The organism is Bacillus sp. LR_5, from assembly GCF_042709275.1.
In genome coordinates, this window is the sequence record NZ_JAVAXX010000006.1 from 55,750 (window position 1) to 74,483 (window position 18,734).

Consider the following 18,734-nt stretch of genomic DNA (forward strand, 5'->3'; position numbering starts at 1 on the left):
ATCTCGCTATAATGTCAGAATGTGCCCTCCGTCAAAGAAATAAAGCGCACATCCCTTTACCTTTGTTTTTGCAATTTGCTCAACTGCCTTCGTGTACAGCTGAATTTGCGTTTCATATCGTTTCTTCAAGATCGGGGCTGCTCCTTCAAAGCCGTGCTGGAATTTGCCCTCAATCCGGTCTGATTTATAGTCCAAAAGATATAAGCCGTCCTCAGTTTCATAGAGACAGTCGATGATTCCCTGCACTAAAAGCGGTTCATCCGCCTCCTGTGAATCAGGATAGATCTCCTTGGCCGGAAGCGCTAAACTAAATGGCACTTCCCGGTCCTTCCATTTAGCGCCGATCAGCTGTCCGCCGATTTCTGTATGGAAAAATTGCACGATTTCTTCTATATCAATAGCGTTTTTTTGTTCTTCAGTGAGCAGTTCTTTTTCATAAAGCTTGTGAACCGTCTGCTCCGCTTCTTCTATCGTTGGGATATGGGTAAGCGGGATATGCTGCATAACCGTATGCATGGCCGTCCCTTTCTCCGCCGCTGTCAGGCCTTTTTTCATCATAAAAGCGGGACGCCTGTACAGAATGCTTCCGTCAGCAGGTTTAACGGGGGCCCGGCCGCTGTATTCATCCTCGTACTCTCTTTTTCTCTTGATCTCAGAAACCGACTGCTTTGTACGAATTTGTGTGACCTCGTGATGTGGGTATGTCCAGCTCAGCTGCTCGCGGGCTTTTTCATCAAATGCAAACGAGCCGGGAACTGGTTCACCTTTGCGGATCGCTTCTAAGCGCTCGCTTTTTTCTTCCGTTCTTTCTTCCAGATCATCATCCAGCAAATCATAGGAATGAATCATTCGAACGGCAAAACGAGCCGGGTGTCCTGATATATCAGCATGCATAGCCGCATCGTTTTCAGCCAAAACCTCCATATCTCTGTGTCTGGCAAGAGCCGGTCCGATGAAATCTAAATACGTTTTTGCCTGATAACGGTCAAATTCCGGAAGAAGCCAGTCAGTTTGAGACGCGGATGCCTGCCATTTTGCGAGCTGTTTCTGATGATCCTTGCACGAGCCAATCAGAAACAGTTTTTCTTTCGCTCTCGTTAATGCAACATAGAGAACACGCAATTCCTCTGACAGCAGCTCCCTGCGCATTTTTTTCTTCATCGCAATGAGAGGCAGCGTCGGGTAGCTGATGCGCAATTGCGGATGAATATACTTCGTGCCGAACCCAAGCTCCTTGTCCAGCAGGTACGATTTGTTCAAGTCCATCATGTTGAAATTCCGGCCGAGACCTGCTGCAAACACGACGGGAAATTCGAGCCCTTTGCTGCTGTGGATCGTCATTAAGCGGACAACATCCTCCTGCTCGCTGAGCGCTCGCGCCGTTCCAAGATCATCGCCCCGCTCCTGCATGCGTTCGATAAACCGCAGGAAACGGAACAGGCCGCGAAATGCCGTCGATTCATATTGGCGCGCACGGTCATAGAGAACACGCAAATTGGCCTGGCGCTGTTTTCCGCCCGGCATCCCGCCGACATAATCCATGTATTTCGTGTCGCGGTACACTTCCCAAATCAGCTCAGATACTGAGTGGTTTTTCGAAAACGCACGCCATTTTTGAAGATGTCCGTAGAACGTTTCCAGCTTTTGATAAAGCTCGTTGTTCCGGTCGCCGGCAGCCAAATAGTCTTTCATCGCTTCATAGTACGGCGCTTTTTTATTTTCAAGCCGGATCAAAGAGAGCTCGTTTTCATCCGCTCCGACAATTGGTGAGCGCAGAACAGAGGCAAGCGGTATATCCTGATACGGGTTATCGATTACCTTCAGCACAGAAAGCGCGACGGCAACTTCGACCGCTTCAAAATAGCCTGACGTTAAATTGGCGTAAACCGGTATGCCCTGAGCTCTCAGCTCCTCCATGATTTGCGGCGCCCACGGCATGGAGCGGAGCAAAATCACGATATCGCGGTATTGAATATTGCGGTGTGTTTTCGTTTTTCCGTCATACACCTTAAATGGCGATGAAATCAGCTTGCGAATTTCCTTAGCGATCGCTTTCGCCTCGAACTGCACCGTTTCCAGCTCTTCTGCTTCTTCGCCTGCGTCCGTCTCTTCTGCGTTGTCGATCAGCAGCAGCTCCGTTTCCGTCTTATCATTGTCCGGATACGCCGCACCAAGCTTCAGCTCAGCCTGCTCGTCATAATCAACCTCACCGATTTTGCCGCCCATCAGCTGTTTAAATAAAAAGTTTGTGCTATCTAAAATATCAGCCCGGCTTCGGAAATTTTTATTCAAATCAATTTTCCGTCCCGTGCCTTCTCCGCTCTCTGTAAACCGTTTGTATTTGGAGAGGAAAAGAAGCGGCTCCGCAAGCCTGAATCGATAAATGGACTGTTTGACATCACCTACCATAAACAGGTTGCCTGTTTCCTCCGGTCCGCTTGTGACGAGCTGCAGGATCGATTCCTGCACTAGGTTGGTATCCTGATATTCGTCAACGAGCACCTCATGAAACTGCTCTTGATAAAATCTTGCTGCCTCGCTCGGCTGGCGCTCACCTGTTTCATCCTCAGCTGTCAAAATGGATAAACAGTAATGCTCCAAATCAGAAAAATCAATGATTGATTTTTCCTGCTTCGCGGCTTCGAACCGTTTTCCATAGCTGATGACAAGCTGTACGAGCGTTTCAATAACAGGCTTCATGTCGGCCAAGCTTTTCAAATGCTGTTCAGGACTTCTTGTGAAGTAGTCGGTTTTAAGCTTTTCAAGCAGTTTTTTTGCACCGTTTCTCAAATCTGTCGCTTCTTCAAGGAGTGCAGGATCAAACTCGTCCCCTTTTACTGCTTTCGCGCGCTTAAAAGAGACTGCTGGCACCCGCTTATAAAGCTCAGTGAAATCATCCTGATGCGGAATCAGTTCATCAAGCTGCCCAAGATCATCAAGAAAATTGTCAGCGCGCGGCGCGGGGCCGCCCGGCGCTTTCGTCAGCTCAAGCGCGCGCTGAAGCTTCTCCTTTGCTCCGTTAAGCACCATCGCAATATCCTCTTTGACATATTGATAAAACGGAAGCTCCTCGATGGCGCTCTTTTCCGATACATCATACAAATGAACAAAGCTTTCCAGCCATGCCTCCGGGTTTGGGTGGGAACGTGAATACTCGTACACCTGTTTGACGAGAAATTGCAGATCCAGATCGTGCCGGTCTGTCGTGTAGCGGTCAACAAGTTCAAAAAACGCCTTTTCGCCTTTTGCGTATTCGTCTTCAAACAGCTCGTCCAGCACCTCATCCCCGAGCAGCTCGCCTTCTGTCTGATCAGCAATCCGAAAGCCCGGATCAAGATCAATCAAATAGTAATATTTTTTCAGCACTTGCAGGCAAAAGGAATGAAGTGTTGAAATGCTGGCCCGGTTTAAAAGAGACAGCTGGCGTCTGATATGCAGCGAGCCGGGGCGCTTTACAAGCTCTTTTTCCAGGGCATCCGCGATCCGGTGTTTCATCTCTGCCGCTGAGGCGTTTGTAAATGTCACAACGAGAAGCCGGTCTACATCAATCGGGTTTTCTTCCGCGGTGATTTTCCGGATCATTCGTTCAACGAGCACAGCGGTTTTACCGGAGCCCGCCGCCGCTGCCACGAGAATATCCTGGCCGGTTGAGACAATGGCATTCCATTGGTCATCTGTCCATGTGCTGTCTGCCGGTTTAGGAATGTTCATTGCCATCCGCCTCCTTTTTTATCCACTCAAGTATCGTCTTATCCTTTTCAGCCTTTAACGGGCGATACTCGTTTTCTTCTAATGACTCATCAAATTGGCATACTGATTTGAACGCACAGTATGTGCACGGCGTCTTGTTCTTCATTTTATACGGCTCAATCGATACGCGTCCGTCAGTGATTTGTTCGCCTGCTTCTTGGAAGGTGCGGCGCACATGCTTCGTCAACAGCTCAAATTCCTTCTCGCCGACTGCCGCTGAATCCGATCTGAGAGAGCCGTCTTTCTTCAAGCCCGCGTTGATGATATTCGACCGTCCCTCTTGAAGGGTCGTATCCATGAGGCGAACCGCTTCCTGATCGCCGAGGAGCAAGCCCTTCATTTTAAATTTCTTAAAGATCTCCTGTTCAATCTCGTCAAGCCCAAGCGGGAGATTAGATTGAATCATCGGGTCATGAATATGGAAATACAGCACTCCGGCAGGCGTCGCCCTCATTCCGAGCCAGTCAGCTGAATGAGTAATTGATAAATCAAGATACGTCAGCATTTGCAGCGCCAGTCCGTAATATACTTCCGCTAAGTCAAGGCCTTTGTCGCTTGATTTATAATCGACAATCCTTAGGAGCAGGCCTTTTGAGCTTTCCGCTTTATCTACGCGGTCAATTCGCCCGACGAGTTCCATCGTGCAGCCGTTTTTCAGCTTAAAGGTCAGCGGCGGAAGCGGCCCTTTTCCTCCAAAGCCCAGTTCAAGCCCAATCGGCACAAATCCGCTCGCTTTCGCATGCTCGCTTAAAATGCCAGACACGCGTGTCACAATTTTTTGCAGTTTTTCCTTTACATAATAATGCCGGTTTGAGCTGAGCAAAATTTCCTTTTGCAGTTTCGGCGCCAGCCGCTCTACCGCATCATAGGAAAACAGTTCGCACTGCTCTTTCGTTAAATCGCGCCAATCCATTTTTTGCTCGCGCAGCCGGTCTGAAATCAGCTTTAAGCTGGAATGAAACAGCTGGCCGATATCCGGTGCTTCGAGCTTGAAAAATTGCCGTTCCTTTAGATGCAGCCCGTGTGATGCAAAATGGGAGAACGGGCACGCGTTAAAGGTTTCCATTCTCGATACACTGCCCTGAATGCGTTCACCATAAAGCTGTCTCGACACGCTGCGTTCAAGCTGCTTCACTTCATTCCGGAAAAACAGGCTTGAGAACAGCTTTTTCGATTGCAGCCTGTCCGGCTCACTCATCAGCACATTGTACGTGCTCCACCAGACGTCGCTGATGTCGTATTCCCGAGTCCATAATCTGAGCTGGCTCGCGGTAAAGGACTGTGCCACGCTTTTATTGACGACATACATAAGCTGTTCCTCATCGCTGACCTGTTCAGGCTCATTTGTCAACAGACGCTCCTTATGCTGCGGAAACAGTTCTTCCAGCCGTTTAATGACAATCGATGGCAAAAGCGTTTTTCCTTCCGCATCGGCAATCGGATACGATACGTAAAGCCGGTCAGACGGACTGGAAAACGCCATATAGATGAGGAAATGCTCATCAAGCAGACGCTCCCGCCCGCCTGAGGAAAGTTCAATCCCAACCGTTTTCAGCCATTCCCGGTCATCGTCTGACAGCACCCCATTTTCATCGGGGCGTGCAGGCAGAACGCCGTCGTTTGCCCCCAGCACAAAGGTGCAAGAGGTGCCGTACATTCTGGATAAATCCATATTGCCGACAAACACCTGGTCAAGCGCAGGCGGAATTAGAGAAAATGTAAGCGACTCCGCGCCGGCTTCCATCATTTGCTGAAACAAATCAAGAGAAATCTCTTCATCTCCCATCATTTCAACAAACTCCTCAAGCAGCTGAATGACTGCATCCCACGCCTGCTGATGCTGCTGCGCTTCAATGATTCTGCCGTCTTCCTCAGCACGCTGTCTTTCCTGATCCAGCTTCAGCGGCACATCCGTCTCTTCTAGATAGCGGTAGAGCGCCTCCGCCTTCTCCTGAACCGTCTTTGCTTTTTTCATTCGTTTTTGAAGCTGAAAAAGCGGCGGAACAATCCAGTCGCGTGTGTCATTCAGCATGTTTTCCATTTCGATTTCCTGATCGGTTTGCGCAAAATCATCATCCAATGACACAAAACGTCTGTAATGGAAACGGTCGCCCCTTGTCCAGCGATCGCCTTTGATCCCGTAGGCGATACAGTAATTTTCAAGCTGATCGACCTGTTCTCTCACCTTAGTTTTCGGCTCGTTAAGCGGGAATAGCAGTTCGGTTTTCACGCAGCGAAACACCGCTTCATAACGCCAATTCCCTTTCAGAACATCAATGCTCGACCGGATAAATTCGATTAACGGATGGTTCAGCATAGAAGCTTTTCCGTCAATGAAATAAGGAATCTCGTAATCTGCGAAAACTTCCTTCACCATATCCTTGTAGTCTTCCGGCTGGCGCGCAAGAATCGCTACATCCTTATAGCGATAGCCCTTCTCTCTGACAAGAGCGTGAATTTCCCGGGCAATGCCTTCCAGTTCAGCTCGTCTGTTTGCGGCCTGCATCACAGTAAAAGCCTCTTGTTTTTCTGCGTACGGGATGGCCGGTCGCGCTTCATACTGCGCCTCTAGATGTGCCAGTTCCGGCGTCTGCGTATGCCGCTCAGTCCCGCTTAGCTCTTTATAGGTAATGTCCAGATTCAGTTCCTTCGCCTTCTGATGCAGGCGATAATACGTTTTTCCCGTCATTCTGAACAATTCCAGTTCATGCGGCTCCCGCTCATATGACGGCTTGTCCGCTGTGAGCGAAAACGTGATGTGCTCTGCATGAACCATAAGCTGCTCCAACACCCTGAATTCCTGCGGTGTAAATTGATAAAAGCCGTCCACATAAATATGCGCGCCTTTTATATCTTCCGCAAACGGAATATGCTCTGCCAGCAATGTCAAATAATCCTCAGAGTGAAGATATTGATCTGCAAGGCTTTTTTCCATCTGCTGATACAGAATTGATAAATCATGAAGCTTTTCAGATAAAACACGTTCCCCGCGATACTCGGAAGCCGTTCCGCTTTCCGCCATCCGGCGGATATCTTCCGGTTCCAGGCAGTAACGCTTAAATTCTGTCAGCATCCGTTCAACCTGTGCGGTAAATCCGCTTTTGTCACTTGCTTTTTGATAGACTTTAAACTCCTGTTTATGCTCCTCAATGAGCTTCCGCAGGAGCATCTGTACGCCTGTGCTCGTAAGAAACGGCCTGCTCATTCCTCCCGTATGCTGAAGGACGCGCCAGGCCAATCGTGAAAAGCTGAACACTTGAGCACGTATCATTCCGCCCATATCAGGCGTTTTAGCAAGCTCGTATTCCATTAAAAACGTCATTTGATCCGGGACTAGAAAAATGATCGGTTTCCCGAATGGAGCCCGGCGCAGTTCATCCTGAATGCTGTCGATGATCAGCTTCGTTTTTCCACTCCCGGATCTGCCTACTAAAAACTCTGCTCCCAAATTAGAAGACCCCTCTCTTTTTATCTCTATATATTTTATCGAATATTGACGAAAATGACCAATCTGATCTATTGGTAAAAACGGCCTTTTCACATATAAAAAGCTGATGATCTCCGCACATCTCTCCCTGCCCAACATATACTTTTACAGAAGCCCAATTCCTAAGAATGGAGCTGAACCCTTTTGCATTACAGCTACTATTCATATCCGGCGCCATACCGGGAAGATCCTGTTTTGATTCGGAACCTGGAAAAGGCCATTAACGGAGAATTCAGTGCGATTCAATGCTACCGCAAGCTTGCCGAACTTACCCACCGCGATGAAGTCAGAAAACAGATTGAAGAAATCAGGCGTGACGAAATGCGCCACCTCCGTGAATTTTCCACACTGTACGGTGCCATTACCGGCAAACACATCATGCCGAAACAAACGGAGGAATGCCCGGACACTTTTACAAGAGGACTGAACGCCGCTTTTAAAGATGAACAAGAAACAGTCGACTTTTATTTGCGTGCGGCCGAGGAAACCTCAAACTTAAAAGCGAAAGGCATCTTTACGCGCGCCGCACGGGATGAACAACATCACGCTGTCTGGTTTCTATACTATCTGATGGAACGTTAGATATACCCGTTCAGGGTATATGTACATATCCATTCCCCAAAAACACACTCACCTGTTTTTTTCAAATGCAGTCGGGAAACATAAAACCATACACTGCCATACAGGGGGAATCAACCATGGAGCAATATGTAGAAGCTTGTATTGAGGCTTGCATCGATTGTATGGAGGCTTGCAATCATTGTTTTACAAAATGCCTGGAAGAAAGCACGCATCACGATCTCAGCGGCTGCATCCGGCTTGACAGGGAATGCGCGGATATTTGCACGCTGGCGGTCAAAGCCATGCAAACGGACAGCCCGTTCATGAAAGAAATTTGCGCACTTTGCGCCGATATTTGTGAAGCGTGCGGCACTGAATGTGAAAAGCATGATCACGATCATTGCCAAACATGTGCGAAGTCCTGCTTTGCCTGCGCTGAACAATGCCGCAGCATGGCAGCATCTTAAAAGACGGAGAGGGTTCAATAATAGAACCCTCCTTTTTATTTGGACAGCCACACGGAGTACAAATCAATCCACCCCTCTTCATCAAGCATCAGACCTTTCACATTCTCACTCGATGTCACCTGCAGTACATTTTGATACAGCGGAATCGCATTGAACTCCTGTATAAGCTGACAGTCAATGTCCTGCAGCATATGGATTCTCGAACAGCGGTCAGACATTGAAAATATCCGTTCTGTCATTCCTGAGCATATCTGTTCCAGCTTTTCAGATAGATGCTGACACAAAAAACTGTTCTCCGACAGCAGCAAATGCAAAAAACCAAACTCACTGTCTTGATAAAACGTCGCACTGTCATGAATGATATCCGCCATCTGCACGATTTCGTGCCGGCGCAGCTCAGCAGAATCACAGAATTGAAGTGTAAGCCTGATGCCATGTTGGGCGCAAACATTTTGAATCCACTCGGCATCCTCACGATGATCCGCTTCCGAAAAGGTATACAGCACCAGCGTTTCTCCCTCATATCCGCTCTGCTTCAGCAATTCAGAAGGTGAAACGCCTCCCCAATCGAAAGGACTCGGATGCAAAAAAGCCGTAACCGGGGTTCTGCGGTGCCCTCCCGCTTCACGAACGAGCCGTTCAGAGGAAATCAGCAGGCGGAGCGCTTTTCTAAAGCTTCGATGCTGAAGAGGCCCCGTCTTTTTCAGATTGAGTGACAAATACTGAACATGCCGCTCATCAAAAACGGTTTGCTGCTCAGAAAATGTTTGTTTTTCTTGAATGGTAAAACCGTTCATCTCTCCGGCTTGTTCAGAAAACACAAACTCAACGCGATCCAAAAAGGGCCGTCCCTTGAAGTAGCGCTCATTGGCTTCAAGCACAAGCATCTGCCCGCAATGCTGATTCACCCGAAAAGGCCCTGTTCCATTGATCCCGCCGCCCTGTTCTGCCGGCAGAATGGACAGCCGTTCATCACAAAGAACATACAGCAATAGCTCATTCGGCTTATCGAGTATGATCTCCACACAATAAGGGCCATTTTCTAAGACTTGCTTCACTCCGTGTAACAGCCATTTATACGGGTTGTCAGCCTGTGTCAAAAAGCGCTGAAACGTAAACGCAACATCCCGCGCTGTCAGCGGCTGTCCATTATGAAAAGACACACCCTTTCGAAGAAAAAATCTCCATCGTTTTTTCCCTTCCTCTTCCCATCCATGTATCAAATGAGGCTTCGGCTTCTGCACAGCCGAATCAAACGTGAGCAATGTATCAAATATTTGCTTGACGAAATGCCCCTCAGACCGCAAAAATATTTGGCACGGGTCCAAACTGCTGACTGATTCAGGGGTGATGAACAGCCGGAGAACATCCTTTTCTCCATCCCTGACGGTCTCTGTCACAAAACCGAATACCTCAGAAAACCACATGCCATATTCGTTTTGAAGCCCCGGAAACGCGGACTGATACTGCTGAAGCAGCTCCTTTGCCTTTTTAAGCTTTCCAGCCATTGTATATTCCTTGGCAGTTTGAAGAAGCAGTTCCTCAGGCTGACGAAGAAACGCGATTTTGGTTTTGCGGCCGCGCCCTGCCCCGCTTTCCCGTATGATCCAATTCTTGTTCTCCAGCTTATGTAATATGAGCTTTGCATTTCTTTCTGTACAAAATAAACAGTCAGCAACTTCAGTGAGCGTCATTTCGTTCATTTGCCCATACGCAGCGCGTCCTGTTTTCACAAGTGCCACGTAGTGCTCAATCAGCTTCAATCCCCGCACCTCCCGACAAAAGGGGAATCTTTTTCTCTTATTTTCTTCACTTTTTGGGCCGCCGCCCCTTCTATACACTACTACTATATCAAACAGCGAAAGGCGGCGATCACATATTGACCAGCTTTCAAGCTATAAAATCGAGATATACCGCTCCAGTTTGGCTCCGCTTTATCGGCGAAATGCTGACAAGCCTGACAGGTGCAATGATGGGTCCTTTTATGGTGCTGTACCTGCATGAACAATTAAACGGCAGTGTCATGATCCCGATGCTGATCATCAGCCTTCAGCCATTTGCTGATATTTGCCTGACACTCGTTGCAGGACGGGTAACGGACCAGCTTGGGCGGCGCACAGCGATTCTGATCGCATTGCTGCTGCAATCAGCGGCCATGGCGGGATTTGCGTTTGCCGATCATGCGTATTTTTTTGCCACCCTCTACGTCATGAATGGCATCGGGAGATCGTTGTACATACCTGCCTCCCGCGCCCAAATCGCCGAAAGTACGCCGGAAAGCAGACGTTCGGAAGTGTTTGCGGTCATCAATGCGATCTATTCGGCGGGCCTGACGGCAGGGCCGCTAGTGGGGATGTTGCTGTACAATCATAACCCCGTGTGGATATTCGCATTAGATGCTGCGGCATTGTTCATCTACTTTCTGATCGCTGCACTGAAACTGCCAGAAACAAAGCCGCTAAAGACAGCTGTAACATCGGAAATGTCCGAAAGCTTTACGATATACAGGCCTGTACTGCTTCTGTTGCTGCTTTCTCTCCCCATCAGCATGTTATACGCGCAAACAGAAACAACATACAGGCTGTTCAGCAAAAACATGTTTTCCGATTATCTATCCATGCTGACCATCTACTCGGCGGCAAAAGCTTTATTCAGCTTTGTTCTCCAAGTTCCTCTTGTAAAAGGGACAGAAAAACTTTCAATGAAAACGATCCTTCTCATTACTTATATCTGCTACTCTCTTGCGGCTGCCGGCTTTGCATGCTCTACCTCCCTGACAATGCTATTAGTGACGGCAGCGGTGATGACAGTTGGCGAAAGTATCGGACTAACTCACATCCAGACCTTCATTTCAAAATTGTCACCGCCTCATCTGCTCGGCCGGTTTTATGCGGTATACGGCCTGCATTGGGATATATCCCGCTCAATCGGACCACTGGCAGGCGGGCTGATCCTGACATCGTTTGGCGGAGAAATGATTTTTTACGCCCTTGCCGTGTGTTTGCTGGCAGCGGGTTTATGCCTGACTTACACAATCGAGAAGCTCGAACACAAGGTCATAAGAAAAGTGAATGGCTAATAGAAAATAATTCATAATTTCTTTATCAACGAAAATATACTATAGTAATAATACATTCACTACGTGAACAATTGGAGTGCTACGTGAAAAGGAAGAAGGGTTTTACATTGAAGAAAGACGAAAATCTCCTCAAAGATCTATGGTTTATCGCAATCAGTGCTGCCGGGGGGTTTATTCTTTCATTGACCGGAATATCGATTGGATGGATGATCGGAACGCTGATTGTCGCCTGCTGTCTCGCTATGATACGGCCGGCATGGCTGATGATGGCGCCAGACCAAAAAGGAATTAACCGCCGATGGCTCGCCCTCGGGCAGATGATCCTCGGCATCGAATTGGGCCAAAAGCTGAACTTATCCGTTCTTTCTGTCCTCAAAGACCATTGGTTTTCAGTCGGCGTTATGCTGATATTGTCTATACTGCTGGCCATGCTGTCAGGATATGTGCTTTGGCGTTTCAGCAAAACAGATATGATGACAAGCTTTGTCGGCACGGCTCCCGGCGGGCTGTCCGCCATGCCGAGCATCGCACAGGAGGTCGGCGCCAATACCGCCATTGTCAGCCTTGTTCAAATGATGCGGGTGCTGCTCGTGGTGCTTTCCATTCCGTTTTTAGTCATTCTGATCTATACAAAACAAGATCGTTCCGCAAGTGCCGCAGCAGAAACACTTTCCTCAGCAACGATAGATTTTAGGCTCGCTCCCGTTTTGTGGACCGCCGTTTTGATTCTCGCTGCTTGGGGAGCTTGCAAAGCTGCGAAATTTTTAAAGTTTCCGGCTCCTTGGCTGCTCGGCAGCATGCTCGGTGTAGCACTTGTACACGTTGGCGGAGCTGCGGTGACAGGGCACGACATGACGGCTTGGTGGCCGTCACAAGCTAACCATGTGTCGCAAGTATTTCTCGGGACAACGATTGGCTCTAAGATGTACAAAAGCATGTTTGCCGGCGTCAGCCGCATTATCATCGTCGGATTTGTCTCGTCCGTCGGTTTAATCGCAGCTATGTTTTTAAGCGCCGTGATCGTATCCAAGCTGACAGGAATCTCGCTCATCACTTCTGTTCTGGCATTTGCGCCCGGCGGCATTGCAGAAATGGCGACGACGTCTGTGACCTTGCATGCCGATTCCACCTTTGTCGTTGCGGTTCAGGTCATACGCGTCATCCTTGTCATTGCCCTCTTGCCGCCGTTTTATCGTCTGCTTCACCATCTTCATGGTGAAAAAAAAGGCAAAGAGCGTTCGGTAAGCGGCAGTAATGCCTAGTTGGAAAAAATCCCAACATGGTAGACTTAGGCAGTAAAGGATAGGGGTTACTCTATCTGTAGAGTAGGGAAGACTTCAAAATGGGGCAGGTAAGTGAAATAAAAGGGTTCAAGAATTAAGTCCACAGGAGTTTGCGGATGCTGTAAAAAAATCATTTGGCAGGGATAGTTAAAGAACTATCTACAAAGGTAGAGCAATTTCACACTTATTTAAATCTCATTTTGTTAGAAGTGATTCAAGGTTATGTACAAACTCAATATAACCAAAAAAACCATTCTTGCTTAATAGCATAGGATGGTTTTTTTATTGTAATGTCTGCTCATCCGCATTGCTGCACAAAATTTGTTTGATAAGAAAATGGATCAGATTTGAAGTGATGCTACCAGAGGGCGAAAATGAAAGGCGAAGAAATAATTGACGACTTTGGTATAGGAGCATTTATGAGAGTTTCAAAAAAACAGGCTTCCTGATTGAAAAAGAGGTTAAATATGAATAACCTCTTTTTCTATAAATAAATATAAAATGATAAGGAAGTGAAAATCTATAGTTAAGTTGATTCTCTTATAATAAGACTTGTTGGCAGTTTAATAATGTTTCTGTTTAAAGAAGTGTTACCCGAAATATACTCGATTATTTTCAACACAGCCTGTTGACCTAATTCTATTATGGGAATATCAATTGTTGTTATGGTCGGAGTCACTACTTGGCAAATCAGTTGGTTGTCAAAACCAATGACAGCTAAGTCTTCTGGAACATGAAAGCCATTTTTTATCGCCTGTTTAATAATCCCTGCGGCGACTTGATCATTTCCTGTAAATATTGCTGAGGGTCTGTCCTTTAGATCCTTTATCTTATGAAAAACACGAAAACCATCCTCGATATTAAACATTTCGCCGAATATCCATTCGTTTCTATGATGTAAATTGTAATCTTGTAAAGCTTTCAAGTAACCCTCTTTCCTCTGACATTGAGCTTCGCTATATGGAGTATCAAAACAAAATCCAATTTTTTTATGTCCTCTTTCAATTAAATGCACTACCCCCATGTATGTAGCTTCAAATTCATCATACCCAATTATCGTGATGTCCGCTGAGTGATGATATTCATTACATAATAAGATAGGGCCATACTTTAAAAAAGGGGATATCTTATCCCATTCATTTTCTAAAGTTCCAAGAATAATACCATCAACTTCTTTGTGTTTCAATAACTCTAGTAATTCTATCTCTATCTGTTTGTCATAAAAGGTTTGAAATACAATTACCTTGTAATTCTTAGACAGTGCTTCATGAGAGACCCCTTTTATTAATTGAGCAAAAAATGGATGGTCGATACTCGGAACCGATAAAGCTATCGTTTGTGTCTTATTTCTCCTAAAATTCCGAGCTAAATAATTGGGAGTGTAGTCAAGTTCGTTAATAGCCTTTAAGATCATATCTCTTTTTTCTTTCGACACATAAGGATGATTATTCAATACTCTTGATACTGTGGTTTTAGACACGTTGCATAATCTTGCTATTTCATCAATTGTAGGCATATTTTCCCTTCCTCAAAAAAGTTATTGACATGTTATCGGTTTCAGAAATTAGGATAAATTTGTATCAAATTTTCCAGATTATAAAATCATTGGAGGTACTGTTCATGCAAAAACAGGTTAGAGTTTCAGGTAAAAGCAAAGAAAACACGTTACTCCTAAAACACTTAAAAGGTGACGTGCAAGGAAAAGAACTTGTTATTGAAGACAGTATTGCAAACGAGCGATGGAAACAAGTATTAAAAGAAAATACAGATATTGAAAACGACCTTTTCAACTACCAAAAAAATCGTGAAATCAGTAAAGTCCCTTTTATGCCTGTAGACAGATTAATAACCAATGATGAAGTGGATGATATCTTAAATACATTAACGAAAGTTTTGCCAACTGGAAAATTTACTAGTGGTTCTTATTTAGAGCAATTCGAAAAAGTTTTATCTACATATTTACATAAAAGGTATGTAATTGCAACTAGCAGTGGAACGGATGCAATTATGATAGGATTATTGGCTTTAGGGTTAAACCGAGGGGATGAAGTTATCATGCCAGCTAATAGCTTTTCAGCTACTGAAAATGCTGTGTTAGCTTTGGGAGGCGTTCCTATCTATGTAGATATTAACCCACAAACATTCTGCATCGATCCTGACAAAATCGAGGAAGCAATAACTCCTTATACAAAGTTTATTCTACCTGTGCATTTATACGGAAAACATTCAGAAATGAAGCATATCCGTCAAATCGCAAATCGTTATCAATTGAAAGTAATTGAGGATGCTTGCCAAGGAATTGGACTGACAGACTTAGGAAAGCATGCAGACATAACTACATTAAGTTTTAATCCATATAAGAATTTTGGTGTATGTGGTAAGGCTGGGGCAATAGCAACTGATAATGAAGAACTCGCTAAAAAATGCATACAATTTAGTTATCATGGTTTTGAAGTAAATGTGAAAAATAAGAAAGTCATCAATTTTGGATTTAATTCAAAAATGGACAATTTACAGGCAGCAATTGGTTTAGAGAGAATGAAGTATCTTTCATTAAACAACTTCAAAAGACTATTCTTGGCGGATAGATACATTACTCAATTAGCAGAATTACAGAATAAAGGCCTTATTGAATTACCAGAATTAAGTGAAGATCATGTGTGGCATCTGTTTCCTATTAAGGTAAGAACAGAAGATAGGACAGATATCATGACTAAATTAAATGAAGATTTTGGTGTTCAAACAGATGTATATTATCCAATACTGTCTCATATGCAAAAAACTCCTTTAGTACAGGACAAGTATACAAAACTCCAATTGGTTCATACGGAAAAGGCTCATAGTCAGGTACTGCATTTGCCTTTATATCCGTCATTTACTTTAGAAGAACAAGACAGGGTAATGGAGGGACTGTTTCATGTTATTAAGCAAGAAGTCGGAGTATAAAACGTTATCCAAGGTTGAACATCCTAAGTATATTGTTTTTTGTGATTTTGATGAAACGTATTTTCCGCATACAATCGACGAACAAAAACAACAAGACATTTATGAACTCGAAGACTATCTAGAACAAAAAAGTAAAGATGGGGAACTACTCATCGGATGGGTTACTGGGAGTAGTATAGAATCTATTCTCGATAAAATGGAACGAGGAAAATTTAGATATTTCCCGCATTTTATAGCTAGTGATCTTGGAACTGAAATTACGTACTTTTCAGAGCATAACTTCGGACAGCAAGATAATGAGTGGAACAGTCGTATAAATGAAGAGTTTAGTAAAGAAAAGATTGAAATACTTGTGAAACAGTTACATGAACATCATAACATTCTTTTGAATCCCCAAACTCAATTAGGAAAGTCACGGTATAAGCATAATTTTTATTATCAGGAACAAGATGAAATAAACGACAAGAAAAACCTATTAGCAATTGAAAAGATCTGCGAGGAATACGGAGTTTCAGTTAATATAAATCGCTGTAATCCCTTAGCAGGTGATCCAGAAGACAGCTATGATGTAGATTTTATACCTATCGGAACAGGAAAGAATGAAATTGTAAAGTTTATGTTAGAGAAACACAACCTAAATACCGAAAAAGCTATCGCATTTGGAGATAGCGGAAATGATGTTCGTATGTTACAGGCAGTAGGGAATGGATATCTACTAAAAAATGCAACACAAGAAGCCAAAAACTTGCACCCACTGATAACTGATAATGAGTACTCAAAAGGAATTACCAATACCTTAAAAAAATTAATTGGATAATCAGGAGGAAATAGATATGAAGAAGATTGGTATCATAGGTGCAGGTGGTATTGCAAGAGCGCATGCAACTGCTTTATCTACAATAAAAAATGCAGAGTTAGTTGGGGTGTATGACATCAATCAACAAAATGCGGAAAGCTTTGTGAAAACTTTCGGTGGGAAGACATATGAAAATGTAGATGAATTAATTGATGTCTCAGAAGGTGTAATTGTAGCATCACCAAACTTTTGCCATAAAGAACATGCTTTGCAAGCATTAGCAAAACATAAGCATGTATTGTGCGAAAAGCCTATGGCTATTTCTCTTGAGGAAGCAAGCATAATGAAAGATACTGCTGAAAGGTTAGGCGTAAGAGCTAGTATGGGATTTAATTATAGATATTTGTCTTACGTAAATATCTTAAAAAGCTTAATTATCAATAATGAACTAGGTAACATATTGTCCATAAAAGCACACTTCAAGAAAAATAGTGCAATTAGACGTAAAAAGTTTACTTGGAGAGATGACGCTAATAGTAAGAAGACTAGTGGATCATTGGGGGATCTGGGTATTCACCTCATCGACATGGTATGGTATTTGTTTGAGAGTGATTTCATCACAGAATCAGTAAGGGCAAAGATGAACACAAATGTAAAAACAAAAGAGGATAAACAGGTACTTGTAGATGACTATGCTGAAATTTATGGCCAACTGAAGAACAAGGTATTTGTAAATATCATCACATCAAAATGTTCTGTACCTGAAGACTGTGGTTTTAGCATTGAGGTAGTAGGACACAAAAAAGAGTTTAAATACCATACAGGTAATCCTCACGTTTACAAGCTCATAGATGGCTTGAACGTGGTAGACTGCCCAGTGCCGCAAAGCCTATTAAGCGATCCGCCAAACGAATTTTATGGTTGGGCTGATTCTTTTAGAAGCGAGTTAATCAATTGGATTGCATCAACTCAGAAAGATTGGGTTGAGATCCCTTCTTTTAAAGATGGTTTTAGATCTCAGGAAGTATTAGAAATGTTCTTTGAGAAAGATAGCAACTCTCAAACAATGTCTGTTTTAGCAGTCAACTAGTATTTCGAAGAGATAAGTTACTGAAAAAGCAGGAATTTATTTTCCTGCTTTTTCATATAGGGGTGTAATGAATGTTAAGAGGAACATATTTATTTGGATATGCTTTCTTTTTTACAGTAGGTATAATCCATATATCAACAGGGAGTTTGACACCATTTCTATTAGAGTCTTTTAACAAGACAACAGATGATATTTCGGTCATCATTTTCTTTCAATTTACCGGATTCCTAAGCGGAGTATTAATCGCACCGTTAATGATTAAGAAATACAGTCACTTTAGGACACTTACTTTAGCTTTGACAATAATGCTTGTAGCGTTAAGTATCTTTTTTCTAACTAAGGATTGGTATTATATTGTTGTAATGGCTTTTCTCTTAGGATATGGAGCAGGTACATTAGAAACGACAGTTGGTTCCTTTGTTATTGCTAATTTCGAAAGTAATGCAGAAAAAATGAGTAAGTTGGAAGTCCTCTTTGGATTAGGCGCTTTAACTTTCCCATTATTAATTAATTCCTTCATCAATATCAATAACTGGTTTTTACCGTATTACTGCATATTCACCTTTTTGTTCGTCCTATTAGGAGGATGGTTAATTTTCTTATCCAAAAACCGAAAGTACGCTAAGAATGCTAACCAGCAAGTGGCCTTGCCAAATGTAGGAGCATTTCAATACTTTATAGGAGATAGAAAAAAATCAAAGCAATTAGGCTTTTTTGTATTTTTCGCTTTCCTATATGCTGGTATTGAAACAAATTTCGCCAACTTTTTGCCTTCAATCATGATAAACCAAGACAATGAACAAATCAGTCTTATCAGTGTCTCCTTTTTCTGGGTAGGGATCATCATAGGAAGAATACTGATTGGTTTAGTAAGCAGAAGGCTTGATTTTTCTAAGTATCTCCTATTTAGTTGCAGTTGTTTAATTGTTTTATTGATCGCCTTCTCTTATATAAGTAACCCAATACTTCAATTGGGTGGCACATTTTTAATTGGTCTAAGTATAGCGGGCATATTTCCCATTGCTTTAACACTAGCATCTATCATTATTCAGAAGTACGTTGACGAAGTTACAAGTTTATTTATAGCTTCGGCAAGTTTCGGAGGAGCAATCATCTCTTTCTTAATTGGATGGAGTTTAAATCATGATACGATCTTATTAACCATGGGAATATTTACAACTATGGCAGTCATTCTAGTAGGTATTTCTGTAAAGATTAGGAGAACTAAAATAGAAGACCCCATTTCACTTGAAAGCAAAGCTTCAAAAACACGTG

The 18,734-nt window shown here is 43.9% G+C and carries 12 protein-coding genes; 8 read left to right on the forward strand and 4 right to left on the reverse strand.

Features of this window, described 5'->3' with window-relative positions:
• Positions 1–6: 6 nt before the first annotated feature.
• A complete protein-coding gene (gene addA / locus RAC86_RS02790) occupies positions 7–3,711 on the reverse strand; it encodes a helicase-exonuclease AddAB subunit AddA (protein ID WP_072566059.1) in 3,705 nt (1,234 codons plus the stop codon).
• Positions 3,698–7,198 carry a helicase-exonuclease AddAB subunit AddB gene (addB, locus tag RAC86_RS02795; RefSeq protein ID WP_072566058.1) on the reverse strand — a complete coding sequence of 1,167 codons (3,501 nt, stop codon included), beginning with the start codon at positions 7,196–7,198 and terminating at the stop codon, positions 3,698–3,700. The genes addA and addB overlap by 14 nt, the downstream gene beginning before the upstream one ends.
• Before the next feature lie 183 nt (positions 7,199–7,381).
• On the opposite strand from addB, the gene RAC86_RS02800 reads away from it, so the two are divergent.
• Positions 7,382–7,819, forward strand: coding sequence for a ferritin family protein (locus tag RAC86_RS02800; protein WP_072566057.1), 438 nt, complete (start codon positions 7,382–7,384; stop codon positions 7,817–7,819).
• 116 nt (positions 7,820–7,935) lie between these two features.
• On the forward strand, positions 7,936–8,265 hold the full coding sequence (locus RAC86_RS02805) for a four-helix bundle copper-binding protein (protein WP_061188318.1): 330 nt from the start codon (positions 7,936–7,938) through the stop codon (positions 8,263–8,265).
• Between the two features lie 35 nt (positions 8,266–8,300).
• Here the strand turns inward: RAC86_RS02805 and RAC86_RS02810 are convergent, their stop codons facing one another.
• Positions 8,301–10,028, reverse strand: coding sequence for an SgrR family transcriptional regulator (locus RAC86_RS02810; protein WP_072566056.1), 1,728 nt, complete (start codon positions 10,026–10,028; stop codon positions 8,301–8,303).
• A gap of 113 nt (positions 10,029–10,141) precedes the next feature.
• On the opposite strand from RAC86_RS02810, the gene RAC86_RS02815 reads away from it, so the two are divergent.
• Together RAC86_RS02815 and RAC86_RS02820 are read left to right on the forward strand one after the other, a co-directional pair.
• On the forward strand, positions 10,142–11,344 hold the full coding sequence (locus tag RAC86_RS02815) for an MDR family MFS transporter (protein WP_072181834.1): 1,203 nt from the start codon (positions 10,142–10,144) through the stop codon (positions 11,342–11,344).
• A gap of 107 nt (positions 11,345–11,451) precedes the next feature.
• Positions 11,452–12,606, forward strand: a complete 1,155-nt coding sequence (locus RAC86_RS02820) for an AbrB family transcriptional regulator (protein ID WP_072566055.1) — start codon at positions 11,452–11,454, stop codon at positions 12,604–12,606.
• A gap of 547 nt (positions 12,607–13,153) precedes the next feature.
• On the opposite strand, the gene ntdR is transcribed toward RAC86_RS02820, so the two are convergent.
• Complete coding sequence (ntdR, locus tag RAC86_RS02825) at positions 13,154–14,143, reverse strand: NTD biosynthesis operon transcriptional regulator NtdR (protein ID WP_072566054.1); 990 nt, start codon at positions 14,141–14,143, stop codon at positions 13,154–13,156.
• A 104-nt stretch (positions 14,144–14,247) separates the two neighbouring features.
• Between ntdR and ntdA the strand changes: the two genes are divergently transcribed.
• The 4 genes from ntdA to RAC86_RS02845 form a co-directional block, all read left to right on the forward strand.
• Entirely contained in the window at positions 14,248–15,573 is a 1,326-nt protein-coding gene (ntdA, locus tag RAC86_RS02830; RefSeq protein ID WP_072566053.1) for a 3-dehydro-glucose-6-phosphate--glutamate transaminase, read from the forward strand.
• A complete protein-coding gene (ntdB, locus tag RAC86_RS02835; protein ID WP_014113293.1) occupies positions 15,545–16,390 on the forward strand; it encodes a kanosamine-6-phosphate phosphatase in 846 nt (281 codons plus the stop codon). The genes ntdA and ntdB overlap by 29 nt, the downstream gene beginning before the upstream one ends.
• A 16-nt stretch (positions 16,391–16,406) precedes the next feature.
• On the forward strand, positions 16,407–17,459 hold the full coding sequence (ntdC, locus tag RAC86_RS02840; RefSeq protein ID WP_072566052.1) for a glucose-6-phosphate 3-dehydrogenase NdtC: 1,053 nt from the start codon (positions 16,407–16,409) through the stop codon (positions 17,457–17,459).
• 71 nt (positions 17,460–17,530) lie between these two features.
• Positions 17,531–18,734 (forward strand): MFS transporter (locus RAC86_RS02845; RefSeq protein ID WP_377885368.1); only part of this gene is annotated, 1,204 nt, incomplete at its 3' end.

What these genes read in the sequence shown, in the direction of transcription:
- addA (WP_072566059.1), bottom strand. Translation starts at nt 3,711, where the DNA reads ATGAACATTCCTAAACCGGCAGACAGCACATGGACAGATGACCAATGG.
- ntdC (WP_072566052.1), top strand. Translation starts at nt 16,407, where the DNA reads ATGAAGAAGATTGGTATCATAGGTGCAGGTGGTATTGCAAGAGCGCAT.
- ntdR (WP_072566054.1), bottom strand. Translation starts at nt 14,143, where the DNA reads ATGCCTACAATTGATGAAATAGCAAGATTATGCAACGTGTCTAAAACC.
- ntdA (WP_072566053.1), top strand. Translation starts at nt 14,248, where the DNA reads ATGCAAAAACAGGTTAGAGTTTCAGGTAAAAGCAAAGAAAACACGTTA.
- ntdB (WP_014113293.1), top strand. Translation starts at nt 15,545, where the DNA reads ATGTTATTAAGCAAGAAGTCGGAGTATAAAACGTTATCCAAGGTTGAA.
- RAC86_RS02805 (WP_061188318.1), top strand. Translation starts at nt 7,936, where the DNA reads ATGGAGCAATATGTAGAAGCTTGTATTGAGGCTTGCATCGATTGTATG.